General features: G+C 61.5%; 25 protein-coding genes. 24 read left to right on the top strand and 1 reads right to left on the bottom strand.

Features of this window, described 5'->3' with window-relative positions; genetic code table 11:
* Positions 1 to 49: 49 nt before the first annotated feature.
* From IPI01_03170 to IPI01_03160, 3 genes are all read left to right on the top strand, one after another.
* Positions 50 to 1,090 carry a VWA domain-containing protein gene (locus IPI01_03170; protein MBK7256821.1) on the top strand — a complete coding sequence of 347 codons (1,041 nt, stop codon included), beginning with the start codon at positions 50 to 52 and terminating at the stop codon, positions 1,088 to 1,090.
* 117 nt (positions 1,091 to 1,207) lie between these two features.
* Entirely contained in the window at positions 1,208 to 2,590 is a 1,383-nt protein-coding gene (gene glnA, locus IPI01_03165) for a type I glutamate--ammonia ligase (GenBank protein ID MBK7256820.1), read from the top strand.
* Between the two features lie 14 nt (positions 2,591 to 2,604).
* Positions 2,605 to 3,531: a hypothetical protein gene (locus tag IPI01_03160; GenBank protein ID MBK7256819.1), complete on the top strand. Its 927-nt coding sequence runs from the start codon at positions 2,605 to 2,607 to the stop codon at positions 3,529 to 3,531.
* A gap of 16 nt (positions 3,532 to 3,547) precedes the next feature.
* On the opposite strand, the gene IPI01_03155 is transcribed toward IPI01_03160, so the two are convergent.
* Complete coding sequence (locus IPI01_03155) at positions 3,548 to 5,632, bottom strand: peptidylprolyl isomerase (protein MBK7256818.1); 2,085 nt, start codon at positions 5,630 to 5,632, stop codon at positions 3,548 to 3,550.
* Between the two features lie 123 nt (positions 5,633 to 5,755).
* On the opposite strand from IPI01_03155, the gene aspS reads away from it, so the two are divergent.
* The 21 genes from aspS to IPI01_03050 all read left to right on the top strand — a co-directional run bounded on the left by aspS (position 5,756) and on the right by IPI01_03050 (position 23,702).
* Positions 5,756 to 7,522, top strand: a complete 1,767-nt coding sequence (gene aspS / locus IPI01_03150; protein ID MBK7256817.1) for an aspartate--tRNA ligase — start codon at positions 5,756 to 5,758, stop codon at positions 7,520 to 7,522.
* An 85-nt stretch (positions 7,523 to 7,607) separates the two neighbouring features.
* The gene (gene prfB / locus IPI01_03145) at positions 7,608 to 8,708 is read left to right on the top strand and encodes a peptide chain release factor 2 (protein ID MBK7256816.1); all 1,101 of its coding nucleotides are present in this window, start codon (positions 7,608 to 7,610) and stop codon (positions 8,706 to 8,708) included.
* Between the two features lies 1 nt (position 8,709).
* Positions 8,710 to 9,786: an ABC transporter permease gene (locus IPI01_03140; GenBank protein ID MBK7256815.1), complete on the top strand. Its 1,077-nt coding sequence runs from the start codon at positions 8,710 to 8,712 to the stop codon at positions 9,784 to 9,786.
* Entirely contained in the window at positions 9,783 to 9,926 is a 144-nt protein-coding gene (locus IPI01_03135; protein MBK7256814.1) for a hypothetical protein, read from the top strand. The genes IPI01_03140 and IPI01_03135 overlap by 4 nt, the downstream gene beginning before the upstream one ends.
* On the top strand, positions 9,927 to 10,997 hold the full coding sequence (locus tag IPI01_03130) for an ABC transporter permease (protein MBK7256813.1): 1,071 nt from the start codon (positions 9,927 to 9,929) through the stop codon (positions 10,995 to 10,997). It abuts the gene before it with no gap.
* Entirely contained in the window at positions 10,957 to 11,157 is a 201-nt protein-coding gene (locus tag IPI01_03125; GenBank protein ID MBK7256812.1) for a hypothetical protein, read from the top strand. The genes IPI01_03130 and IPI01_03125 overlap by 41 nt, the downstream gene beginning before the upstream one ends.
* A gap of 8 nt (positions 11,158 to 11,165) precedes the next feature.
* The gene (locus IPI01_03120) at positions 11,166 to 11,867 is read left to right on the top strand and encodes an ABC transporter ATP-binding protein (protein ID MBK7256811.1); all 702 of its coding nucleotides are present in this window, start codon (positions 11,166 to 11,168) and stop codon (positions 11,865 to 11,867) included.
* Positions 11,868 to 12,075: 208 nt separating this feature from the next.
* Positions 12,076 to 12,366 (top strand): hypothetical protein, encoded by a 291-nt coding sequence (locus IPI01_03115; GenBank protein MBK7256810.1) that lies wholly within the window; start codon positions 12,076 to 12,078, stop codon positions 12,364 to 12,366.
* A 22-nt stretch (positions 12,367 to 12,388) separates the two neighbouring features.
* Positions 12,389 to 12,703: a hypothetical protein gene (locus tag IPI01_03110; GenBank protein MBK7256809.1), complete on the top strand. Its 315-nt coding sequence runs from the start codon at positions 12,389 to 12,391 to the stop codon at positions 12,701 to 12,703.
* On the top strand, positions 12,700 to 13,008 hold the full coding sequence (locus IPI01_03105; protein MBK7256808.1) for a hypothetical protein: 309 nt from the start codon (positions 12,700 to 12,702) through the stop codon (positions 13,006 to 13,008). The genes IPI01_03110 and IPI01_03105 overlap by 4 nt, the downstream gene beginning before the upstream one ends.
* A gap of 3 nt (positions 13,009 to 13,011) precedes the next feature.
* A complete protein-coding gene (locus IPI01_03100) occupies positions 13,012 to 14,061 on the top strand; it encodes a CapA family protein (GenBank protein MBK7256807.1) in 1,050 nt (349 codons plus the stop codon).
* Positions 14,055 to 14,855, top strand: coding sequence for an outer membrane protein assembly factor BamD (gene bamD / locus IPI01_03095; protein MBK7256806.1), 801 nt, complete (start codon positions 14,055 to 14,057; stop codon positions 14,853 to 14,855). The genes IPI01_03100 and bamD overlap by 7 nt, the downstream gene beginning before the upstream one ends.
* Positions 14,855 to 15,331, top strand: coding sequence for an acyl-CoA thioesterase (locus IPI01_03090; protein MBK7256805.1), 477 nt, complete (start codon positions 14,855 to 14,857; stop codon positions 15,329 to 15,331). The genes bamD and IPI01_03090 overlap by 1 nt, the downstream gene beginning before the upstream one ends.
* A gap of 618 nt (positions 15,332 to 15,949) precedes the next feature.
* Complete coding sequence (locus IPI01_03085) at positions 15,950 to 17,566, top strand: VCBS repeat-containing protein (protein MBK7256804.1); 1,617 nt, start codon at positions 15,950 to 15,952, stop codon at positions 17,564 to 17,566.
* A 74-nt stretch (positions 17,567 to 17,640) separates the two neighbouring features.
* A complete protein-coding gene (locus IPI01_03080; protein ID MBK7256803.1) occupies positions 17,641 to 19,233 on the top strand; it encodes a hypothetical protein in 1,593 nt (530 codons plus the stop codon).
* Positions 19,234 to 19,235: 2 nt separating this feature from the next.
* Complete coding sequence (locus tag IPI01_03075; protein MBK7256802.1) at positions 19,236 to 19,859, top strand: ABC transporter ATP-binding protein; 624 nt, start codon at positions 19,236 to 19,238, stop codon at positions 19,857 to 19,859.
* Entirely contained in the window at positions 19,846 to 20,541 is a 696-nt protein-coding gene (locus IPI01_03070) for a heme exporter protein CcmB (GenBank protein MBK7256801.1), read from the top strand. The genes IPI01_03075 and IPI01_03070 overlap by 14 nt, the downstream gene beginning before the upstream one ends.
* Positions 20,542 to 20,543: 2 nt before the next feature.
* The gene (gene ccsA / locus IPI01_03065; GenBank protein ID MBK7256800.1) at positions 20,544 to 21,242 is read left to right on the top strand and encodes a cytochrome c biogenesis protein CcsA; all 699 of its coding nucleotides are present in this window, start codon (positions 20,544 to 20,546) and stop codon (positions 21,240 to 21,242) included.
* On the top strand, positions 21,239 to 21,382 hold the full coding sequence (locus IPI01_03060; GenBank protein ID MBK7256799.1) for a CcmD family protein: 144 nt from the start codon (positions 21,239 to 21,241) through the stop codon (positions 21,380 to 21,382). Before ccsA ends, IPI01_03060 begins: the two co-directional genes overlap by 4 nt.
* Before the next feature lie 16 nt (positions 21,383 to 21,398).
* Positions 21,399 to 21,794, top strand: a complete 396-nt coding sequence (locus IPI01_03055; GenBank protein MBK7256798.1) for a cytochrome c maturation protein CcmE — start codon at positions 21,399 to 21,401, stop codon at positions 21,792 to 21,794.
* A gap of 81 nt (positions 21,795 to 21,875) precedes the next feature.
* Complete coding sequence (locus IPI01_03050; protein MBK7256797.1) at positions 21,876 to 23,702, top strand: hypothetical protein; 1,827 nt, start codon at positions 21,876 to 21,878, stop codon at positions 23,700 to 23,702.
* The last annotated feature ends 314 nt before the right edge of the window (positions 23,703 to 24,016 follow it).

Below are 24,016 nucleotides of genomic sequence, written 5' to 3'. Positions count from 1 at the left end.
GGGGGACACCGTCAGCTACCACGCTCAACCACACCTGGAGGTCGTATCCATGAAGAAGATTTGGCTCATGCTGTTGTTCGCGGTCCTGGTCACCGGTCTGCTCTTCACCATAGGCGGATGTTCGAAAGATGACGACGGCCCGTCGGGGCCGGCGACGACCTCGATCTCCGCGAACGGTACGCTGGCGCCGACCTCGCGTACGCAGGCCCAGGGTACATTGTTCGTGACCGATCAGGATGGGAACGCGATCACCGGTCTGACCTCGTCGAACATCACCGCTCGCTTGCGTTGGGGGACGGCGAAGGTGACGGTTGCCGACTCACTCACCGGCACCATCATTCTGCAGACGCTGTCGCAATCCGGCAAGAATATCGCCGTCGCCATGACCATGGATTACAGCGGCAGCATGTACTACGGTGCATATGACTCTGTTGCGAGGAAGTATGTGACGATCAAGAATATGGAGACCGCCGTGAAGACGTTCGTCACGGCCATGGGCACCTCGGACCGCGCCGAGATCATCAAGTTCGGTGACCTCGCACAGGTGTCCGTCGTCCAGCCGTTCACGTCCGACAAGAACCTGCTGTTGCGGGCCGCGGACACCCTGTCGTTCGACCGCAATCTGACCGCGCTGTACAGCTCCATCGTCCGCGGACTGATCGACGCATCCGGGCAGTCCTCCTCGAGCTACGCCCGTGCCGTGGTCGCGTTCACCGACGGTGGTGAGAACGACTCGAATGTCCCGCGGGATTCGATCTTCCGCGCGTCGCGGCGGAATGCGATCCCGGTCTATACGGTCGGACTCTTCGACAGCGCCTATCACTCGACACCTCCGGGTGCCTACAGCTCGGAGCGGGATCTGGTCCAGATCGCCGACAGCACAGGCGGGTTCTACTTCTACGCGCCGAATCCGGCCCAGCTGGTCCAGGTCTATCAGCGTATCAGCGGACAGTTGTCCAACGCGTACGCCATCACGATCAATTGGCCGGGCACGGGTCTGCCGCCGGCCGGCACGCAGGTGAGCGTCATCATCACCATCACGCATAGCGGATTCACCTCGACCTTCACACGGACCTACACCATGCCGTAAGAAGGAGGCGGGACGCTGAGCCCGAAACCGGCCTCCGCCTTGGCGGGGGCCGGTTTTTTGCGTATATTATCCCACCGGTAACGCCTGTTCTGCTGCAACCCCCCAGTGGAGATCCCCATGTCACAACGCCTCGTGCAGGAATGCAATGCGCTCATCAAGCGCCACAAGATCGAGATGATCGATCTGAAGTGCATCGACCTTACCGGTGCACTGCACCACATTTCACTCCCGGTCCACCCGGGCCTCCTTCAACGCTTGCTCAATGAAGGTGTCGGGTTCGATGGATCGAGTTACGGATTCCGGAAGGTCGAGAACAGCGATATGATCATGATCCCCGACCTGAAGACCGCGGTCCTGGATCCCTTTCGTACCATGCCCACGCTGAGCTTCTATGCGAATATCTTCCTCACCGATGAGGCCCGCACGCCGTTCTCGCAGGACGGACGGGCGCTGGCCGTGAAGGCCGAGCAGCTTCTGCGTGATGCTGTCGGCGTCGATACGTCTCTCTGGGGTCCGGAATTCGAGTTCTACATCTTCTCGCGTGTGCGCTTCGACACCCGCACCTCTTCTTCCTTCTATGAGGTGGAGCACGCCGAAGAGTTCTTCAAGAACGCATATCATGCCGCGAATCCGTTCGATGTCTATGACGATTTCCGCGACGATGCCTGCGCGCTGCTCAAGCGTTTCGGGATCAAGGTGAAATATCATCACCACGAGACGGGTGAACGCGGACAGCAGGAGATCGAGACACACTTCGCCGATCTGCTCACGACCGCGGACAATATCATCACCGCGAAGTACGCGCTGTTCAACTTCGCGCGACAGCGCGACCTCTTCATCACGTTCATGCCGAAGCCGATGTACCAGCAGGCGGGGAACGGGATGCACCTGCACCTCTTCCTCACGAAGGATGGAAAGAATGCCTTCTACCAGAAAGGGGAGTACGGGAACGTGAACGCCCTCGGACGGCACTTCATCGGCGGGTTGCTCAAGCATGCCCCCGCGCTGTCGGCATTCACCAACCCTTCCACGAACTCGTACAAGCGCCTTGTGCCAGGCTTCGAAGCTCCTGTCGCCCTCACCTACGGCATGGGGAACCGTGCCTCGGCGATCCGCATCCCGAAGTATGTGTCCAATCCGGCGGAGACGCGCTTCGAATATCGTCCGCCGGACGCCACCGCGAATCCGTATCTCTGCCTGTCGGCCATGCTCCTCGCGGGGCTCGACGGCATACGCAAGAAGATCGATCCGGTGAAAGAGGGGTACGGGCCGTTCGACAAGAACATCCAGGACGATTCAGCGCGCGAGCATATCCAGTTCCTTCCGCGCAACCTGGATGAGGCGCTCGATGCCCTCGCGGCCGACCAGGAGTTCCTCAAGCAGGGAAGCGTCTTCAGCCAGGAACTCATCGACCAGTGGGTGAAGTTGAAGGAGCAGGAGATCAAGTCGATCGGGACGATGCCTCATCCCTTCGAATACAAAATGTACTTCAATCTCTAGGAAGAATGATGGTCATGAGGACAGTGGTATTCTGGACCCTTGCCGTGGTTGTGACCGTGGCATCCGGCATCTATCAGCGGAGGACGGGGCCGACGTACCCGCTCTCGGGAACGGCCGACCTCCGGGGAGGATCGATCGCATACTCGCTTCCCCGCAGTCACGGCGGCGATGGGGATCAGGAGGTCCGCATCACGACCGGTGCTGTTCCGGCGACGGGCACGCTCGCATGGAAGCGCCACAAGACGAACGATCCGTGGATGGCGGTGGAGATGACACAGGAGAACGGTGCGCTCGTCGCGAGTCTTCCGCACCAGCCCCCGGCAGGGAAGTTGGATTACAGGGTCACCCTGCGATCAGGTGAGACGAACGTGCAGTTGCCCGTTGAAGGTGGCGTGGTCATCCGGTTCCGCGGCGATGTGCCCGCGGCGGTCCTTGTCACGCATGTCGCCGTGATGTTCCTCAGCATGCTGTTCTCGGTGAGGGCGGGATTGGAATTGTGGGGGACCGGCAAGAACCTGAAGCAGATGATGTATGTGACGCTTGTCCTGATGGGTATCGGTGGGTTGATCCTCGGGCCGATCGTACAGAAGTACGCTTTTGATGCCTACTGGACGGGGTGGCCGTTCGGACATGATATGACGGACAACAAGACCCTTGTCGCGTTCCTGGCATGGGGCGTGGCCGTCGCCATGTTCCACCGGGGGAAGCATTCTGCGCGATGGGCGTTCGGCGCGGCGGTCGTGACGCTGATCGTCTTCCTGATCCCGCACAGTGTGCTGGGATCGGAATTGAACTACGAAGAGATGGACAAGGCTGCGAAGCCTGCGGGTGCGGCCCTCACGTTGCCGGCGCGGATCGATCGGCCGGGACAGGGCATCGATGGGGGCACGGCCACCCGGCCGGGCACTGCGTCAGAAGTGCTCGCATTGCCTGCGGCCTGACCGGCGAGCGGCCATACTATCTCTGTATCCTCAGGTCAAAGATGCGGTCGTCCCGCTGCAGGGCGCGGACGACCGCCATCCCTTCCGTCACCCTGCCGATGATCGTGTAGCGCCCGTCCAGATGTGGCTGTGGTGAGTGTGTGATGAAGAACTGCGACCCTTCCGTGTCCTTTCCTGCACTCGCGATCCCGATGGTCCCTTCCCCGTACTGCAATGCAGAGAACTCCGAACGGAGTGAGAACCCCGGGCCGCCCCAGCCGTCGCCGCGCGGGCATCCGCCCTGCGTGACGAAATTGGGGACCACGCGGTGGAAGGTGAGGCCCCTGTAGAATCCCCGTTGCTCCGAGAGCTTGACGAGTGCCATCACCGTGAACGGCGCGGCATTCTTGTAGAAGGACGCCTGGATGGTCCCGCGTGCGGTCTCGAGCGATACCTGTAACGTCTCCGGGAGAGCGCGCAAGAATGTGAAGTCGAAGTCCGTGTAGAATGCTTCCTGTGCGACGGGGAGGCGTGAGACATAATCCGTTCCCGTGATCCGGCCCAACGCTTTTGCCGCCGCGATCGCGATGGTCCGGTCGGAGGAACGGAGGTGGTCCAGCAGCGGGAGCACCGCCCGGTTATCGCCTATCGTGCCGAGGGCGCCGATGAGTTCCTGCATCGCCTCGAGCCCGTCAGGGAGTCGTTGGGCGCTCAGAGCCTTGAGCAAGAGCGGGACGATCGACTGATCGCGGATGATGGAGTCCGTCAGCGCACCGGCGGCCGTTCCGGTGATGGCGACATCTTCGGATGACACGGCCTCGAGCAATGCGCCCCGTACGGATCCGGGAATGCTCTGGTCCCACGTGCATCTGCGGGCGAGCGCACTGAGTCCGTCAATGGCACCACATGCGCGCACCGGATCGGAGGAACGCGACATTTCGGTGAGCCGGCGAAGCCCGGACGGATCTCCCGTTGCTCCGAGGGCCCGGAGAAGATCTGCGTGCAGGTGCCGGGGCGTGGTGGCAGTGGGGAGTCCATGCGGGAACGCGGCCGGACCGAGCAACGCCGCGGCCGACTGTGCGGCTTCAGACTGCACGGTCCAGACGAAATTCCCTGATTCGTTCATCGCGAGCCGCCGGAGGTGCTGGAAGAGCTCTGCTGCACCTCCCAACGTGTCGGCCGCAACGAGGTCGGAGTTTCGCAACGCCGCGAGCGCCGTGACGGCGACCATATTGTCACTGTCATAGAAGGCACGCCGGAAGATAAGCAGCGTGCTCGGGTCGGTCCTGACCGGGAAGGCCGTGAGTGCCCTGAGGGCATTCACGCGGACGCGCCAGTCGCTGTCGAATTCCGCGAGCCGCCGGAGGGGGTCCAGTCCGACCCGGGTGTCTTTGAGCTTGCCAAGGAGAGCCGCGAGGTTCATGCGGACGAGCGGATCCGGATGCTGGCGGAGGAGCGCGAGGTGTTCGATCTCCGCTGCGATCTCCGGTGTCGCCCCTGTCCGCTGAAGGGCGTACATGGTCTGCCAGGTCGTTGCATCCTGTGGATAGGTATGGCGCAGAAGATACCTGGTTGCCGCAGGGCTGGTGACCCCACGGATCGCGAACCGAACGAGGGCCATGGTCAGGCCATCGGTATGCTGTTCGTTCGCACTGTTGCCGTACCGGATGAGGAGGTCGGAGAGCGCATCGGCAGATGCGAACTTGCCGAGTTCTTCCATGAGTTCCGAGGGCGTGCCAATGTCGGGAAGACGCTTCCAGATCAGTTCGCGTTCGAGCGATGCCCGTGCGCTGGATGAAAGAGGGAGGGCGGTTTGCCCAATGGCGAGACAGGCGGACCGCTGGACGTCACGATCCGGGTCCTGCAGCCGGCCCATGATCACTCCGAGCGCGTTGCTGTCCTGGATGCTGGCGTACGCACGCACAGCCCGTTCCCGGACGATGGGGTCGGCATCCTCGAGCAGGGCGCTGAGCGAGCCATCGTTCTGCGTCCTCCGGTCCTGGATCCTCAGGATCGTCTCCAAACGCTCGATGCGCTTGTTCGCCCGATCGAGGGCCGTCTGGGCATGGAGGGTGGGCAGGACAACAACGAGAAGCAGGACGAGTGTGGTCCGGGTGCGCATGAGAGCCCCTCAGGTGGTGGCAGATCTTCAGGAACATAGACAAATCGGGGGCAAAGCTCAAGGCTCGGTTTGATACTCTGTCTTCAAATCTCTATATTAAAGATTCACTTGAAGGAGTAAACGGTGGCGACTTTCACGAAAAGAACACACACCTGCGGTGCATTACGTCTGGAATCGACCGGGACACGGGTCACCCTGAACGGGTGGGTCGATGTCCGCAGGGACCTTGGCGGTGTCATTTTCATCGATTGCCGTGACCGTTACGGCAAGACCCAGGTGGTGTTCAATCCGCAGAATAACGCCGATGCCTACCAGCTTGCGAAAGAGCTCAGGAGCGAATTTGTGATCTCCGTCTCCGGGGTGGTGGAGAAGCGCCCCGCAGGAACGGAGAATCCGGACCTGCCGACCGGGATGATCGACGTCCTGGCGGACGATCTGCAGATCCTGAGCAAAGCCGACACGCCACCGTTCCCCATCGATGACAGCGTGGAGGCGAACGAGGATATACGGTTGAAATACCGCTACCTTGACCTTCGCCGGCCCGAGCTCCAGCGGAACATGATGCTCCGGCACCAGCTGTATCAGCTCGTGCATGCCTATTTCCACGAGCGGCAGTTCATCGAGGTGGAGACCCCTGTTCTCATGAAGAGCACGCCCGAGGGGGCGCGCGACTACCTCGTGCCGAGCCGCGTGCATCGCGGAAAGTTCTATGCCTTACCGCAGTCGCCGCAGACCTACAAACAGATCCTGATGGTGGCCGGGTACGATCGCTATATGCAGATCGTGAAGTGCTTCCGGGATGAGGACCTGCGGGCGGACCGCCAGCCGGAGTTCACGCAGATCGACGTGGAAATGTCCTTCGTGGATGAATCCGATATCCGCGACCTTACCGAAGGATTGATGCAGCGCGTCTACAAGGAATTCAAGGGCGTGGACCTGACGCTCCCGTTGCCGCGGCTCACGTACAAAGAAGCGATGGAGCGGTATGGCAGCGACAAGCCCGACACACGGTTCGGCCTGGAGATCGGCTGCCTGAACGACCTCGTGCGCGAGGCGCCGTTCAAGGTGTTCTCGGAGAACGTCAAGCGCGGCGGGGTGGTCGGTGGCTTTGTGGTCCCCGGCGGCGCGTCGTTCACGCGGAACCAGATGGACAATCTTGTCGACTTTTCGAAGTCGCTCGGTGCAGGCGGGCTTGTGTACATCAAGTGGACCGAGAACGGTCTGGAAAGTCCGAACGAAAAGTTCCTGGGCAAGGAGCTTCTGGAACGCATCACCACGCACCTGGGCGGGAAGCAGGGCGACCTGGTCATGATGATCTCTGACACATGGAGCCGGGCATACAATTTCCTCGGGATGCTCCGCCTGGAGATGGCGCGGCGGTTGAACCTGATCGACGAGACGAAGACCGCGATGCTCTGGGTGACGGAGTTCCCGCTCCTGGAATATGACGATGAGGAAAAGCGGTTCGTGGCGGTGCACCATCCGTTCACGTCGCCGCATGCGGATGATATCGCGCTCCTCGACACCGAGACGGGGAAGGTGCGCGCGCGCGCCTATGATCTCGTGCTGAACGGCACCGAGATCGCAGGCGGAAGCATCCGTATCTTCGACCAGACGCTCCAGAAGAAGATGTTCGCATTGATGGGGATCGGTGAAGAGGAAGCGAACCGGAAGTTCGGGTTCCTCCTCTCAGCGTTCCGGTTCGGTGCCCCGCCACACGGCGGGATCGCCTTCGGGTTCGACCGTCTGATGATGCTCCTCACCGGCATGAAGTCGATCCGGGACGTCATTGCGTTCCCGAAGACCGCCAGTGCGGTGTCGTTGATGGATGAAGCCCCGAATGAAGTGGACGAGAAGCAACTCCGGGAACTGCATATCCGTACGGTCTGAGCCGCGTCTTGATCCGTCTGTCAACCGCCCGAGGGCGGCAACTGTCTATACAAGAGTGTGAAGAAGGATACGACAATGTTCGAGAATCAGAAAGCAGGCATCAAGGAACTCACGGAACGGCTCAAGGGTCTCCGAGGTTATCTTTGACCTCGATGGCAAGGAAAAGATCGTAGCAGAGCTGCAGGCACGGTCGCACGCGGCGAGTTTCTGGGACGACAATGTTGCCGCCCAGAAGGTGATGCAGGAGATCGCCGGACGAAAGTCGTGGATCGATCAGTGGACGGCCCTCGCACGAAAACTGGATGACGCGCAGTCCCTGATCGAACTTGCGGAAGAGTCGGGAGAGGGTTCCTACGAAGCTGAGATCGTGGGTGAACTGCAGACCGTGCGCACCGGGATGGAGGAGCTCGAGTTCCGGAACATGCTCAGCGGTGTGGACGATGAGCGGAACTGCATCCTCGTGATCCATGCCGGGGCCGGTGGTACGGAGGCGCAGGACTGGGGCGAGATGCTGCTGCGGATGTACATCCGCTGGGCGGAAGCGAAGGGGTTCACGGTGGCGTTGGTGGACCGTCAGGACGGTGACTCGGCGGGGATCAAGAGTGCGGCGGTCGAAGTGACCGGGCAGTACGCGTACGGGTACCTCAAGGCGGAGAACGGTGTGCACCGGCTCGTCCGCATCTCGCCGTTCGATGCCAACGCACGCCGCCACACGTCGTTCGCTTCCGTGTTCGTCTATCCGGAGATGGAGGACGACGTCGAGATCGAGGTCAATCCTGTGGACCTGAAGGTCGACACGTTCCGTTCGGGCGGCAAGGGCGGGCAGAATGTGAACAAGGTCGAGACCGCGGTGCGTATCACCCACGTCCCCTCCGGTATCATCGTTGCCTGTCAGCAGGAGCGTTCGCAGTTCCAGAACAAGGAACGCGCCATCAAGATGCTGAAGTCGCAGTTGTACCAGCGACGCAAGGAAGAGGAAGAGGCGAAGCGGGATGCGATCGAGAACACCAAGAAGAAGATCGAGTGGGGGAGCCAGATCCGCTCCTATGTCTTCCATCCGTACAACCTGGTGAAAGACCACCGGACGGATATCGAGACGAGCAATGTGGCCGCCGTCATGGACGGCGACCTTGATGCATTCATGCGCGGCTTCCTGATGGCTTCAGGGACGAAGGGTCCATCATAAGATGCAGTACACCCACTTCATCGCGTCGCGTTACCTCCGGTCACGCCGCAATGCGGGGTTCTTTTCATTCATTGCCGGGATCTCGGTGCTGGGCGTGATGCTCGGCACCGCGACCCTCATCATCGCGCTCTCCGTTCTCGGCGGGTTCGAGAAGGAGATCACCGAAAAGGTGGTCGGCTTCACGAGCCACGTGCAGGTGAGCGGGTTTCAGAACTTGCCTTTGCGCGAGTACCGCGAGAACGCCCTCCGCATCTCCACCTGTTCACCCTCCGTCATCGGCGTCATCCCGTACGTCGCGCGCGAAGCGTTGATCCGGTCGCGCCACGGCGTGGACGGCATCCTTCTCAAAGGGATCGACGGGACCAAGGAGGAACTGGCCGCGCGGAAGTATATGGTCGCCGGTGAGTTCATCCTGGAGCAGCCGCAGGGTGCCACACCCGGGATCGTGCTCGGACGGAAACTCGCCTCGCGGCTCGCGGTCGACGTCGGAGACAAGGTCGTCGTGTTCGGCGTCGGGCGCATCCTGGAGGGCGGGCAGGGGCGTGCGATGGCGTTCAAGGTGACCGGGATCTACGAGAGCGGGATGGCGGAATACGATGATGTCTATGCCTACGCCCCGTTGAAGGAGGCGCAGATCCTCTTCCAGGTGCCGGATGCGGTCTCCGGGTACGACATCCAGCTCAGCCGCGCCGACAGCGCGGACGCTGTCGCAGAGCGGATCACCGACATGCTCGGATATCCGCATTTCGCGCGGACGGTCTTCGAATCCTACCGGAATCTCTTCAGCTGGATCGAACTCCAGAAGAAACCCATCCCGATCATCCTCGGGCTCATCATCATCGTCGCCACCGTGAACATCATCGGAACGCTGCTGATGATGGTGCTGGACAAGACGAGGGAAGTGGGTGTGCTCGCCGCGATGGGGGCGACCAGGTGGGGGATCACGCTTATTTTCCTCCGCCAGGGGCTCTTCATCGCATTGCTCGGCACCGCCCTCGGCGATCTCCTGGCATTCTCTGCGCTCTTGCGCAGCAGGAATTGCACATCTTCTCGCTTCCCAGCGACATCTATTTCATGACGTCGGTGCCGGTGCTGCTGCGGTGGGAGGATTTTGCGCTGGTCTCCGTGATCACCGTTGCGCTCTGTCTCCTGAGTGCCCTCGTGCCGGCGCGGCTCGCCGCACGCCTCGATCCTGTCTCAGCCATCAGGTTCTCCTGAATGTACTTTGAACGGTTCATAGCGGCCCGGCTGGTGCGGTCGAAGCGGCAGATCCGCTTCATCAATATCATCATGCTCGTGTCCATCATCGGCATCACCGTCGGCGTTGCCGCGCTGATCATCGTGCTGTCCGTGTTCAATGGCTTCAACAGCGTGGTGACGAAGGTCCTGGTGGGTTTCGACCCCCATCTCCGCATCGAGGCGGCCAGCGGGCCGTCCCTGGCCTCGACCGACAGCGTGCTGGATGTGGTCCGGCGTGACCCCCGCGTTGCTGCTGCCGCTCCCTACATCGCGGGGAAGGCATTGATGATCGCGAACAGGATGCATAAGGTCGTGATGGTCAAGGGCGTGGTCGATTCGACCATCGAGGGGGTCTCCGGAGTGAAGCAACGGACGGTCCTCGGAGCGTTCGCGTTCGGTGATACCCCCGGCGAGTCGGGTGTTGTCCTGGGGCAGACACTCGCGGACAGGATGGGGACGATGGTCGATGCACAGCTCGCGATCCTCAGTCCTGTGGGCGTGGATGCCATGATGGTGCAGCTGAGCGATCCCATCATCCGCCCGTGCGCGGTGCGGGGCATCTACGATTCGAACAACAAGGACTATGATGCCCACTATGCGTTCGTCTCCCTCGAGACCGCACGCGAGATCTTCCAGATGGATGGCACGGTGAACGGTGTCGATGTACGGCTGCACACGATCGAGGTGTCGGACGAGACGCGCGACGACCTGCAGAAGGCCCTGGGTCCGGCATACCGCGTGTCGACGTGGTTCGACCTGCACAAGGACCTGTATTCGGTGATGCAGATCGAGCGGTGGACCGCGTACATCATCCTCTGTCTGATCGTCGGCGTCGCGTCATTCAATGTGCTGGGGTCTCTGACGATGGGCGTGATCGAGAAGCGCCGGGACATCGGGGTCTTGAAGGCGCTCGGGGCGACACGCAGCAGCATCCTGCGCATCTTCATGGTGGAAGGGCTGCTGGTCGGTACGCTCGGGACCGTCCTGGGGTCGGTGCTGGGGTCTGTTCGTGTGCTATCTGCAGATCAGGTTCGGCCTGTTCCCCCTTGATCCGACCGTCTATATCATACCGGCGATCCCGGTCGAGGTGCGGTGGACCGATTTCATTGCCGTTGCGGGCGCGTCCATGCTCCTCAGTTTTCTTGCATCCTTGTATCCTGCACGGCGGGCTGCCAGCCTCACGCCCGTGCAGGCCATCCGATGGGAGTAGTCAGTCCTATGGCGACGACAGAGCTGGGACCGCTGATCAGTGCGCGGGAGATCACGAAGACGTTCTTCACCGGCGACCGGGCCACAGGGAAGTTGTGTGTGCTGCGCGGCGTGTCCCTTGACATCACGGCGGGGGAGATCATCGCGATCGTCGGCGCTTCCGGGGCAGGGAAGAGCACGCTGCTCCATATCCTCGGGACACTGGACCGCCCGACATCGGGCGAGGTGATCGTCGGCGGAAAGAACGTGTTCGCGCTGGATGACGAGGAGCTTGCGCGCTTCCGCAACCGGTCGATCGGCTTCGTCTTTCAGTTCCATCATTTGCTCCCGGAGTTCTCCGCTGTGGAGAATGTCGCGATGCCTGCGCTCATCAACGGTGCGAGGCTCGCCGATGTGCGGGGACGCGCGATCGCATTGCTCGAAGAGGTCGGGGTTGCCGGACGTGCCGACGCGCGCCCCTCGGAACTCTCAGGTGGTGAACAACAGCGCGTTGCCGTGGCGCGCGCGCTGATCAATGAACCGCATGTCATCCTGGCCGATGAGCCCTCGGGAAATCTCGACAGCGCGAACGCGGATCTGCTGCACCGTTTGATCTGGGATCTGAGCAGGAGGAAGGGGCAAACGTTCATCGTCGTGACGCATAACGAGTCGCTTGCAGGCAAGGCTGACCGCGTGATGAGGATCGCCGATGGGGCGATGCACCAACGATGAAACGCACGCAAAAACCTGCGTTTAGATTTTTTTATGGGAATTTTGCGTCAGACCACTTGACATTGAGAATGAATCCCTTATATTTACGGTTGACCTATACGACAGTTTCTCCCCTGACTGTTGTACGTAACATGGTCAAGCCCGGCGTTCCCCCCAACGCTGGGCTTTTGTTTTGTGGGGGGGTCACCTTGTAACGGAGAACATACCCGTGGCAAAAGCAATCAGGACCAAGGGTCGGACCCGGAAGTCCCTGGCCGACGATCATCTGCCGTTCACGAAACATAATTTCATGATCATGGGTGCAGGCCTGGCCTCCATTGTGCTGGGCTATGCGGCAATGGCCGAAGGAAGTGTTGAAGGGTTCCTTCCGCTTGTTGCAGCACCGATCCTTTTGTTGCTGGGCTACTGCGTGCTGATCCCGCTCGGCATTCTGTACCGCCCGTCCATGCTCTCACGGCAGTCCGGACAGAGCGCCGCATCACAGCAGCAGCCCGCTTGATCCGGCGTCCGGAGAGCCTCGCATGAAGCGTATCCTCATGCTTCTCCTGGCCGGAGTTGCTGCCGTTGTCCCGGCGACGCTCCGCGCAGATGATCCGCCCGCACCGAAACCTACGGTGCGGGTCTTCCAGGAGTTGATGTCCGCCGTGGCCGATAGCCTGTTCGCAGTTCCTGCCACTCCGGGAAATGCGACTGTTCGCTCCGTGGTCCAGCCCGCTGCACATGCATGGTACCTTGAACACGTCATTCATTCGTCCGCACGCGCACATGGGCTCGTGCCGTCCGAAGATCTGCGGCACAGTGTGATGCACGCTTCGGCCTCGAACAGATCGGGGTGACCTATGAGGATGCGCGCCGCACGTGGATCTTCGGTGAACAGGTGATGGACCGCACGGTGCGTCTGGCCGGCACCGTGAAACTCGTGGAAGTGGGAACCGGAGCGATCCTCGTGTCCCGCCCCTTCACATCCTCCGTCCGTGATACCGTGCCCGTGGTGGGTTTCGAATCCCTGGAGTCTCCCGGCATACCCTCCACACACGGTGTGGCCCCTCCCTCCGGCATGTTCTCTTCTCTCGTGGAACCGATCGTGCTCATCGGGAGCGTCGCTGTCGCAGTGTATCTCCTGTTCAGCGTGAGGAATTGACGGATGCACGCGTTGCTCGGCGTAACTCTTCTGCTGGTCCTCTTCACCTTCGCGGGCGACGTCCAGCACGACACCCTGCGGGTTGCTTCCGCGCCCGTGGCTGTGGTGAGCGACACCTGTCGCGTCGAGCTTCTTGCGCTCGGCGACATCAATCTCGGCCGGCGCGTGGGCCGCATCCTCCTCACGGGAGATACGCTTCATCCCTTCGTGAACGTTGCCCCGGAACTCGCCCGCCACGACATCGTCTTTGCGAACCTTGAGTGTCCGGTATCCGAACAGGGGGGACTGACCGAACATCCGCGGAACAACCTGATCTTCACCGCACCACCGGTCGCGGCATGGTCCTTACTGCGGGGCGGCGTGACCGTTGTCTCCACCGCGAATAATCATGCGCTCGATTTTGGTGCCGGGGCAGCGCGTGAGACGCTCCGGTGGCTTGATTCCGTGGGGATCGCGTACGCCGGTTCCGCGACTCCCGCCGGGGACGTGTACCGGCCCGCCGTGATCATACGCAATGGCATCAAAATCGCCGTTTTTGCGGTCACCGATTTCGTCAACGGCTCGCCCCGGGGATGGGAACACGTTGTCGCCCCTGCAGATACGGGCCGGCTGTTTCCTCGCCTCAGGGTATGGCAGGATTCCGCGGATTTCCGTATCCTGAGTTATCACGGTGGTGATGAGTATACCGGGCGTGCGCCCGAGCGTGTGCGTGCATTCATGCGTGCGGCACTGGCCGCGGGGGCTGATCTTGTCCTGGGCCATCATCCGCATGTGCCGCATGGCCTTGAACGCCGGGGCGACAAATGGATCGCTCACTCCCTGGGCAATTTTGTGTTCCGTCAACCGGGGAAATTCTGGGCGGAGCACGCGATCGCTCTGTCGGTGAGCATCGAAAAGGCCGATTCGGTGTGTCGCGTCGGAAGGATCCGGGTCCTTCCGGTGCGTTGTGATTTCCAGCCTTCGTGGCTGGCCCCCGGACCTGAATTTGACAAAGTCCGTGCGCGCATCAGCGCACTTTCATCCGATGGCGTAGAGGAGTTCGTACAATGGTAGTCCGGAGTTGGATCGTAGCCTGTGCTGCAGCGCTTGTACTCGCCGGGTGTGGCGGCGGTGAGGTGACCAGGGTGATGTCGGTGGAAGACCGGTTCGCCCACGCGAAGGAGCTCTTTGAGAAGGGAAGCCACCTCGACGCGGTCAATGAGTTCACGGTGATCACCCTCCAGTACCAGGGGAGCGCTTTCGCCGCCGATGCGCAGTTCTATCTCGGCGAGTGCCGCTTTGCGCGGGAGGAATACCTGCTCGCGGCATTCGAATATTCGGTCGTGAAGCGCAACTATCCGGCAAGCCCGCGGGTGGCCGATGCGCAGTATAAGCTGGGCGTGTGTTATTACTCGTTGTCCCCACGCTCATCGTTGGACCAGCAGTACACGCGTCGTGCCCTCGACGAACTGCAGAGCTTCGTTGAGTACTATCCGTCGCATGAGAAGGCGGTGGATGCAGAAGGGAAGATCAAGGACCTCACCGTCCGGCTGGCAAAGAAGCAGTATGAGACCGCGAAGCTCTATCGTACGATGGAGTACTACCGGGCGGCATTGTATTACTACGATGACGTGATCGAGAAGTACCACGACACGGAATACGCCCCGCTCTCGTCGATCGACAAGGTGGAGCTGCTGATGAGCAGAAAGCGCTACACCGATGCCGCCACCGAAGCAAAGCGTTTCCTGGAACGATATCCCAATTCGGTTCTGCGCGGACGCATGGAATCCCTGAAGAAGGACATCGACGAAGAATTGCTGTCCCGTCAACCTGCTTCCGCCTCGGGAGGCAAGGGAGGAACGCTCTGATGGACCCCCGGCCGGTTGCGGCGTCACAGGTGACCACCACCCAGCTGGTTCTCCCGAATGATACGAACCAGCTCGGGAACCTTCTTGGCGGCACGCTCATGCATTGGATCGACATCGTTGCGGCCATTGCAGCGCAGCGTCATGCCGGCCGCGTGTGCGTCACCGCCTCGGTCGATGAACTTGCCTTCCATTACTCTGTGCGCCTCGGGGAGGTCGTCACCCTCGAGGCTTCCGTGAACCGCGCCTTCCGTACATCCATGGAGATCGGGGTCCGCGTCACCGCGCACGGAAACGCTTCCGCGCCCACGCGTCATGCGAACACCGCCTATCTCACATTCGTGGCGATCGACGAGGCCGGGCATCCGGTCCCGGTCCCACCCGTCGTGCCCGGCACTCCCGAAGAAACGCGCCGCTACGAGCAGGCCCTCTCCCGCCGGGAGAACCGTCTCGCCCGGCGGCGGACGGAACAGGAGTAGACCTCTCTCCGATGGTTGCACCGTACAGCACATTGCAGCACCGCATCCGTAGCTCACGTGACCTCGTCATGGGCGTGTTCGCGGCTCATCTGTTCTGGGCGTACGCCGCGTATTCGCAGCGCTCCGGCGTATCCTTCGGCCCGTACGTTGAAACCGGTACCCCCGGCGTTCCCGTCGCTGTCGCAGTGCATGTCTCAGCACTCGCACCATTGCCGACCATCCTGGTCGCATACAACGGGCGCACCGGCGTGGATGAATATTCTCTGACCTCCGGCGGGCATTGCGTGGCGGTGGCCTCGTATGCCACTGCTCGCCAGCCCGGCTTTCTGTCGCTCGCCGATATCGATGCGGATGGCAATGAAGAGCTGGTCATCCTCAGCGAAGATGGGAGCCACATCGAGATACAGCGGCCCGGAGAAGGACAGGGGCAACGTACGCTGTTCCGTCTCGACCAGCGTGCACAACGCCTCGTCGTTGCCGACATCGACAACGATGGGAGGAAAGACATTCTCTATTTCGGCAGGAATATGGCGGGGGTGGGCACCCTCGTGGGGGGGACGGTACGGTTCGTTCAAGCAGGGGCCGTTGCTCTTTCCGGAGACGTCGGCCGGCGACCTGGTGGCCGCAGACCTGAACGGCGACAGGATCATGGACCTCGTGCTCGTGCAATGGCTCTCGGACCGGCTTGCGGTGTACTTCGGGATCGGTCAATATCAGTTCTCCGAACAGGTGACGCTCGCACTTCCCGGTGAGCCGGGCCGCATCGCATTCATGCCCGTGCAACGAAAACAGGTGCTGCGCTTCCTCGTGACCCTTCCTGCGAACAATGCCGTGCTCCATGTCGTTGGCAATCCGGCAGGGGAACTCGTGCTCCGGGATACGATCCCGCTCTCCGGTCATCCCGGTGCCGTCAGTTTTGCGCTCGTCAACGAAGACCAGCTTCCGGATATGGTCGTGAGTACGACGAATGGTCTCGCTGTGGCACTGGGTACAACAAGCACCACGTTCGGGCCACTCACACTGTTCGGCGCCGGCGCCGGAAGCCCGTCGTGGACGCTCGCAGATGTGGACGGTGACCGGAAGACCGACATTGTCCTTGCTGATGAACGCGATCGTCGTATCGTCATCCTCGGGAATGCACAGCAAACCGGCCTTGCAGCGTGGCCCGCGGAGTATGCCACCGGAGTGCGGCCGGCAGCGGTGACCGTGACGGACTGGACAGGCGATGGTGTCGAGGATATCCTCGTCGCCAACAATGGGTCGGCGAGCATCGGTCTGTTCGAAGGGACGACGCCAGGCAGGCTCTTCGGGCAACGGACACTTACCGTGCCGGGTGAGCCTGAAGATGTCCGCGTCGTACCCGGAGAATTCCCGCGTCCGTGGACGATCGTGACGGTGGATCCGACGACGGATCAGATCGGCGTCATCCGTCGCGCCGAACGCTTCGAACGCTCCCGCGTCCTGATGGTTCCTACACCGCCGGGACCCCGGTTCCTGATGGCCGAGACCGACCGCATCACAGGGCGGCTCGTCATAGGGATCAGAAGTGGCAACGGTACGTCCGGCAAGCCACCACTTCTGTTGTATCAGGAGATCTCCGGCCAGCAGTTCGTGGAACGCTCGTACCGCTTTTCCCTGCCTGTGACGATCACCTCGATGGCCTCCGGGTCCTTCGCGGGACATGGCAAGCCGGACGTCGTTCTGGCGTTCCGCGAACGTCCGCCCAGAGCGTCGTCGGTCGCATTGGCGCCGGCGCAGGCGAATTATGACTTTCGAAAGATCCAGCGCCTGGTCACTCTGCCTGACTCGACCCTGAGCATCAAGCTGTTGGGGAGCGGCGCCGTTGATGGCGACAGTCTTCCTGACCTTTTGATGTTCACCGGCGCACCCTCGCGCAGGATGTACGTTGCGTATGGCGATTCGGGGGGAAGCGTGCAGCTGGACCCCATCGTGGTCGAAGGCATCGATCCGATCGATGAGGATGGCATGGTTGTCCGCGATGTGAACGGAGACGGCCGGGCCGACGTTGTCTACATGGATGGTGCGCGGGACGGGGTCTACGCGTTGTTCGGCCTCGGGCACAGGCGCTTCTCCGAGCCCGTCCTTGTCCTGCCGGCGCACGGGGCGGAGCACTTTGGGCTTCGGATCTCGCCGGTCACCGGACTGCTTGACGTCGTCCTCAGTCATCCACGGAAACATACCCTCACCGTGCACGCGGGGGCGTTCTCGCAATGATCACACTCCGGCTCCTGTCTGCGCTTTGCATCCTCGGCGCGTGTGCCCTCACCGCGCACGCGCAGGAGCGAAGCATGGTGCATGATGCCGCCGCGCAATTGCTCGGGAACAGCGCTCAGTTGCCCCCCGAAGGTGAGCCGATTAAATGCGGCCTCTCTGCCGTGACCAACGCGCTGAGCGTGAAAGGACGCGTGCTGGCAGGTGCCGCATCCACGATGCTGTCGCGTCCACTCCTGCAGACCAGCCTGGTCCGTTCCGGGTTCCGCGTGCATTTCGATACCACGGGGTTCAACACGCCCACGCTGCTCGATGGCACCGGCGCGGCGGTGCCCGGAACTGCACGCGCCTATGTGGACTCCGTCTTCGCGAGCCTGGCGTACGTGGCACCGATCGAGACACAGGTGCTCGGGTATGGCGTCCTTCCGTCCGACGATACGTTGAACGGGGGCCCGGAATACGATGTCTTCATCATGGAACTGGGAAGCATGTACGGATACACGACGCCGGATGGCTCCCCGCCGGATGGCGGGACGGCGACCACGTTCATGACCATCGACAACGACTACGCGTTCGTCCATCCGGCCGTGAACCGTGGGCTCCCTGCATTGCACGTCACGATCGCGCACGAGTTGCATCATGCCCTCCAGATCGGCAACTACGGGTATTGGCAGAACGACGTGTTCTTCTATGAGATCACATCCACATGGATGGAGGATGTGCTGTATCCGGAGGTCAACGATTACTACGAATACCTGAAGGCGTCCTGGGGGCATTTCCGGACACCGGAGAGGGCGTTCACTTCCAACGACCTGATCTGCTATAGCCGGAGCATCTGGGGGCATTACATCGCCGCACGGTACGGGCGCGATATGATGCGAACGACCTGGGAGCAGATCCGCGCGATGGCGCCGATGGCGGCGATCGACAGGGCGCTGAGAACGAAAGGGTATGATGCGCAGGGAGCCTTCGCCGATTGGAGTTTGTGGAATCATTTCACCGGGACACGCAGCGAGCCCTCGAAGTACTATCCGGACGCCGCGGACTATCCTTTGATGATGGAGATCCCGGTGGAGTACAGGCCTCCCTCGCGCGAGATCACCGGGAGCCTCGCACCGTTCGCTGCGCGGTATTATCAGCTCATGCGGTCCCCGGATACCATGACCGTGATCGTGGCGAACGTGGACCTTGCTGCCGCGACGGCACAAGCGGCGGGGAAGGATTACGCATTCGATTTCCGGTCGACGCGGCCGAATGACGGATACCGCATAACACCGATCGGACTGTTCGCACATCTCGGCGTCGCCACGCCCGTGCACTGGGCGAGCTGGTTCGTCGTAGGCGACACCGTCCGACGGAACATCGATGCGTCGCAATTTGCCGAAGGCCGGGCCTTCCCGAATCCGTTCTTGCCGGGGAACCACGCGCGTGCGGCCATGCCGGTGGATGGCACGGATCAGGTCACCGGCAGCGTATCCGTCTTCTCCAGCGGGCTGGACCCGGTCTACACGTCCGGGACAAGTTCGTCGTCCTGGTATCTGGACCGCCAGATGTTCTTCTGGGATGGCAAGGGAACGGATGGATCCGCGGTCCCATCCGGCATCTACATCTACGTGATCGACCTCGGGGACAGGCGGGTGACGGGCAAGATCGCACTGGTGAGGAGGTGAGCGTGGCGCTACACATCAGCGGTGAGAATATCCGGCACTCGTTCAACAGGAAGCTGATATTCCGGGACGTGTCGTTCGATGTGCACGCGCGCCACTCCCTGATGATCGCCGGCCGGAACGGGGCAGGGAAATCGACGCTCATCAAGATCCTCTGCGGCGTACTGACGCCCACATCGGGCAGGGTCACCGTGCACGCGGATGATGCCGGCGATCATTTCGCGGTGCTGGGCCGCCTCGGTCTGGTCGCACCGTATCTCCAGGTGTATGAGGAGTTCTCGGCAATGGAGAACCTCCACATGAGCATGACCCTCCGGGGAGCCCGGCCGGATGATGGACGCGCATCGCAGCTGTTGGAACAGGTCGCTCTCGACCCGAAGCGCACGGACCCTGTCCGCGGATTTTCCTCCGGGATGAAGCAGCGGTTGAAATATGCCATGGCGCTGATACACCGGCCACCGGTGCTTGTGCTGGATGAACCCATGTCGAACCTGGACGCCGATGGCATCGCGATCGTACGCGGGATCATGCAGGATCAATTGCGCGAGGGGATCCTGGTGGTGGCAACCAACGACAGGACGGATCTCGCGGCACCGGACAGGGAGGTGGATCTCAATGCCCGCCGTTGAACGCTCTGCCGGCCGGTGGCTACGGTCCACCCTTGCGGTGTTTCTCAAGGATTGGCGCTCGGAATTGCGCACGCGGTACGCGATCAGTGCGCTCGGAATGTTCGTCGTCACCACCCTCTCGATGATCATGTTCTCGCTTGCCGGTGAGGCCCCGTCGCTCGAGGTGCTTGCCGGGATGCTCTGGGTGGTGATCTTCTTCGCGGCGATGTCCGGCCTGTCGAGGACGTTCGTCATGGAGGAAGAGCGTGGGACCTCGATGACGCTGCAGTTGCAGGCGCCACCGAGTGCCGTCTATTTCGGGAAGCTGCTCTTCAATCTGCTGCTCGGTGCCGGCCTGACGCTTCTGACCGTGGCACTGTACGCGGTGTTCATCTCCGGATTCGTCGTCACCTCCTACGGGGTGTTCGCGGCCGGGATCGCGCTGGGAAGCATCGGGCTCTCTGCGGCATCGACGATCATCGCTGCGATCATTGCGCGGGCGAACACGAAGGGAACCCTCTACCCCGTTTTATCGTTCCCAATATTGTTACCTGTCCTGATGACCGCGATCCGGACCACCCGGATGGCCTGCGAGGGGACCGCATGGACGGATGTCGGGGGTGAATTTCAGGTCCTGATTTCGTATATTGTCGTCGTGGTGACTGCGTCGTATATGCTCTTTGAGTACATCTGGAAAGACTGAGTATGGTGTGGCGGATTCTTCTCGGTATCCTTCTCACGCTGGTGATCGTTGCCGCTTTTGCACTCCCCATCGTCCCGGCGCCGACATCACTGCTGGAGTTCCCCTTCATCCCCGGCCTCGAAGAAAAGGCCCGCATCATCTTCTTCCATGTCCCGACGGCATGGCTGAGCGTCATGGCGTTCTTCACCGGGATGTTCTACGGGATCCGCTATCTCCGGAAACGCGATATCCGGGATGACCTCCGGTCCTCGGCAGCAGCGGGACTGGGGCTCCTGTTCTGCATCCTGGCGACGGTGACAGGAATGATCTGGGCGAAGTTCAACTGGGGTTCGTTCTGGAACTGGGATCCCCGTGAGACATCGATCTTCGTGCTGCTCCTGATCTACGGCGCCTACTTCGCGCTCCGTTCGGCAGTGGAGGTGGAAGAAAAGCGCGCAACGCTCTCCGCCGTCTATTCGATCATCGCCGCCGTGACGGTCCCATTCTTCGTGTTCATCATGCCGCGCATCATGACGGGGCTGCATCCCGGTGCGGCGGGCGACCCCGATGGCGCGGGGCCGGTGATCGAGTTCAAGATGTCGCCGGGCATGCGCATGGTGTTCTTCACGTCGCTCTTCGCCTTCACGCTGCTCTTTATCTGGATGTTCACGCTGCGCGTGCGCGCCGCGTTGCTTGAGTATCATCATCAGTCGAAAGGATGACCGTGGAGTTCCTTGCCGAACATCAGCTGTACATCGTCATGATCATCGTGGTCGGGATCTGGCTGGGCCTGTTCGCCTATCTCTGGCGCCTCGATGGACGCTTGAAAAAACTGGAACGTACCACTGAGAACAACGGGTAGAAGGGAGGAGCGTCATATGAATGCTAAAATGATCATCGGGTCCATCGTGGTACTGGTCTTCCTCGGGTTCGGGGCGTATTCGTTCATGGACAGCAACGTGGAATATACCGACATCGCCGGAGCCATGGCGAAGAACAAGAAGGTCCAGTTGAAAGGCACGTGGAACCGGGAGAAGGACTCCGCGTTCAATCCCTCCACGAGCCAGTTCACGTTCTATCTGGTGGATGATGCCGGACGCGAGTGCAAGGTGGTGCTGGACGGCGCGGCGCCGAACAATTTCGAGATGGCAACGAGTGTCGTCGCAAAGGGGAAGTTCACCGGCGACGGCTCCTTCCACGCCTCGGAGGTTCTCACGAAGTGCCCATCGAAGTACGAGGCCACGGGGGCAGAGGTCACGGGCAAGGCATCGTGACAGTGCAGTGAGCGGGGAGGGCCGTCGTCAGACGGCCTCCCGGTGTGAGCGGTTCCGTTCTTTCCATCAGCAGGAGTCCCTATGCTCGGCGGCATATTCGTCAAGGTCGCATTCGTGTTCGCCCTACTCTCGGTCGCCGGCTACATCCGGCATCACCTCAAAGCCACGGACCGGTCACTCCTCTTCGGACGTCTCTTCTTCCACGGCACGGTGGTGATGGTCGCCGCCAGTGCCGCAACTCTGTTGTACCTCATCCTCACCCATCAATTCCAGTACTCGTACGTGTGGAGCTACAGCTCACGCGCGCTCTCCACACCCCTCCTGATCTCGACGTTCTATGCAGGGCAGGAGGGCAGCTTCCTCCTCTGGGCGCTGTTCACTGCGGTGATCGGCATCTTTCTCCTCCGCCATTCCTCGCGCGTCGGCTACGAAGCTCAGGTGATGAGTGTGTTCATGGGCATCGAACTCATTCTGCTCGTGATGCTGCTCGTGAAGAACCCGTTCCTGTACGTCTGGGAATCCTTCGCCGAGGTCGGACCCGGATTCGTTCCGGCCGATGGACGGGGCCTGAACCCCCTCCTGCAGAATTACTGGATGGTGATCCACCCGCAGGTCCTCTTCAGCGGATTTGCATCGATGGCTGTGCCGTATTCCTATGCAATGGCTGCTCTGTTGAAACTTGGCATGCTCTGCTTCATCCTGGTCGTGTATTCGACGTTCCTGACCCGGAGCGGTGTCCTCGGCGACACGTCGGTGCATTCCTTCGGGGAGCCCGGCATGGCAGCATACTGGCTCCTGATCGGCATGCTGATCATCACCATCGGTGCGCCCATCGTCCTCTTCGTGCGACGGTGGAAGGAGATCCCGCGGCGTCCGGCGAAACACAGCATCTACTCGCGCGAATTCGCGCTGTTCCTGGGAGCCTCGACCCTCGTCTTCATCGCCGTGTTCGTGATCGTCGGCACCTCGTCGCCGATCATCACCGAGGTGCTGTATGGAAAGAAAAGTGCCGTCGATATCTCGTACTATGCCACCACGATCGTCCCGCTCGGGATCCTCCTGGGACTGCTGATGGGACTCGGGCAGCTCCTCTGGTGGACACGCTCGGACCGGTCGGCGCTGCTCCGCACACTTCTCATCCCGGCAGGAGTCGCATTGCTGTCGGTGCCCGTCATGCTGTATGCCGGTTCCCGAGACCCGCTCCTCATACTGTTCGTGTTTGGCGCCTCGTTCGCGCTCGTGGTGAACCTGATGGCCGGTTGGACCATCGTGAAGGGGAATCCGAAGATGGCCGGCGGGGCGGTCGCCCACATCGGTATGGCGGTCATGTTCCTCGGGTTCGTGTCGTCCTCGCGGTTCGGCGGGACCGAGACGGTGTCGCTTCCCCTGGGAACACCGACGCAGGCACTCGGCTACACCCTGACGTATATGGGACAGCGGCCGACCGAGGACGGAAAATTCAGGTTCGATGTGCGGGTCGAGAAGGAAGGGCACGCGATCACGTTGTCGCCGATCATGTTCAACAGCGAGTACATGCAGAACGTGATGCGTAACCCGGATATTGCGAACCTGAAAGACCGGGACTTTTACCTTGCGCCCCTCGGGCTGGAAGAGTCCGGGGCGGCAGCGTCAGGGGCGTCACGTGAGATGCTGGTCGCCGAGGCGAGTGTCAAGCCGCTCATCAATCTTGTGTGGGCCGGATTGATCATTCTGCTCGTTGGTGTGGCGGTCACGATCGTGCGGCGGGCCGGCGATGTCAAGGTGCGCGGGATCCGGTCGGGGGCGTTACGGTCGGGGAGCAGCGATGACCCCGACGCCGAATTCGTGCACGAGAGTGCCACCGATGTGCGCCGTGATCCAGAGCAGGAGGAGAGCCGCGCCGGTGAGAAGAAGGAAGAGTTGCGGTGATCCCGGCGGGAGCTCGCGCCGGCACGAGAACCGCCACCCGGTGAGCAGGAGGAATGCCACGGACGAGGCGAAGGCGAGTTGTTCATGATCTGACAGGGCCGCTGCCGGCATCACCGGCAGCGCACCCGCGGCACTCTTTGCCATGAGGCCACTGGCAGCCGATGCCAGCACTCCTGCTGTTCCCGCGACCGCGTTCCACCACCCTACAACGCTTCCTTGTTTCCTCCCCCGAACGTACGCGAAAAGGTCCGCGAGCCATCCTACCGTGAGGAGCGCCACCGGAAAGTGGACAAGCATGGGGTGCAGGGACGGCA

It is taken from the genome of Ignavibacteriota bacterium (genome assembly GCA_016707525.1).
Lineage (GTDB): Bacteria > Bacteroidota > Ignavibacteria > UBA10030 > UBA6906 > JAGDMK01.
This window is presented reverse-complemented; position numbering and strand designations above follow the sequence as displayed.

Excerpts from the sequence above, each read along its gene's own strand:
- IPI01_03170 (MBK7256821.1), top strand. The coding sequence starts at position 50 with ATGAAGAAGATTTGGCTCATGCTGTTGTTCGCGGTCCTGGTCACCGGT.
- glnA (MBK7256820.1), top strand. The coding sequence starts at position 1,208 with ATGTCACAACGCCTCGTGCAGGAATGCAATGCGCTCATCAAGCGCCAC.
- IPI01_03160 (MBK7256819.1), top strand. The coding sequence starts at position 2,605 with ATGAGGACAGTGGTATTCTGGACCCTTGCCGTGGTTGTGACCGTGGCA.
- IPI01_03155 (MBK7256818.1), bottom strand. The coding sequence starts at position 5,632 with ATGCGCACCCGGACCACACTCGTCCTGCTTCTCGTTGTTGTCCTGCCC.
- IPI01_03140 (MBK7256815.1), top strand. The coding sequence starts at position 8,710 with ATGCAGTACACCCACTTCATCGCGTCGCGTTACCTCCGGTCACGCCGC.
- IPI01_03135 (MBK7256814.1), top strand. The coding sequence starts at position 9,783 with ATGACGTCGGTGCCGGTGCTGCTGCGGTGGGAGGATTTTGCGCTGGTC.
- IPI01_03130 (MBK7256813.1), top strand. The coding sequence starts at position 9,927 with ATGTACTTTGAACGGTTCATAGCGGCCCGGCTGGTGCGGTCGAAGCGG.
- IPI01_03120 (MBK7256811.1), top strand. The coding sequence starts at position 11,166 with ATGGCGACGACAGAGCTGGGACCGCTGATCAGTGCGCGGGAGATCACG.
- IPI01_03110 (MBK7256809.1), top strand. The coding sequence starts at position 12,389 with ATGAAGCGTATCCTCATGCTTCTCCTGGCCGGAGTTGCTGCCGTTGTC.
- IPI01_03100 (MBK7256807.1), top strand. The coding sequence starts at position 13,012 with ATGCACGCGTTGCTCGGCGTAACTCTTCTGCTGGTCCTCTTCACCTTC.
- bamD (MBK7256806.1), top strand. The coding sequence starts at position 14,055 with ATGGTAGTCCGGAGTTGGATCGTAGCCTGTGCTGCAGCGCTTGTACTC.
- IPI01_03090 (MBK7256805.1), top strand. The coding sequence starts at position 14,855 with ATGGACCCCCGGCCGGTTGCGGCGTCACAGGTGACCACCACCCAGCTG.
- IPI01_03080 (MBK7256803.1), top strand. The coding sequence starts at position 17,641 with ATGGTGCATGATGCCGCCGCGCAATTGCTCGGGAACAGCGCTCAGTTG.
- IPI01_03070 (MBK7256801.1), top strand. The coding sequence starts at position 19,846 with ATGCCCGCCGTTGAACGCTCTGCCGGCCGGTGGCTACGGTCCACCCTT.
- ccsA (MBK7256800.1), top strand. The coding sequence starts at position 20,544 with ATGGTGTGGCGGATTCTTCTCGGTATCCTTCTCACGCTGGTGATCGTT.
- IPI01_03060 (MBK7256799.1), top strand. The coding sequence starts at position 21,239 with ATGACCGTGGAGTTCCTTGCCGAACATCAGCTGTACATCGTCATGATC.
- IPI01_03055 (MBK7256798.1), top strand. The coding sequence starts at position 21,399 with ATGAATGCTAAAATGATCATCGGGTCCATCGTGGTACTGGTCTTCCTC.
- IPI01_03050 (MBK7256797.1), top strand. The coding sequence starts at position 21,876 with ATGCTCGGCGGCATATTCGTCAAGGTCGCATTCGTGTTCGCCCTACTC.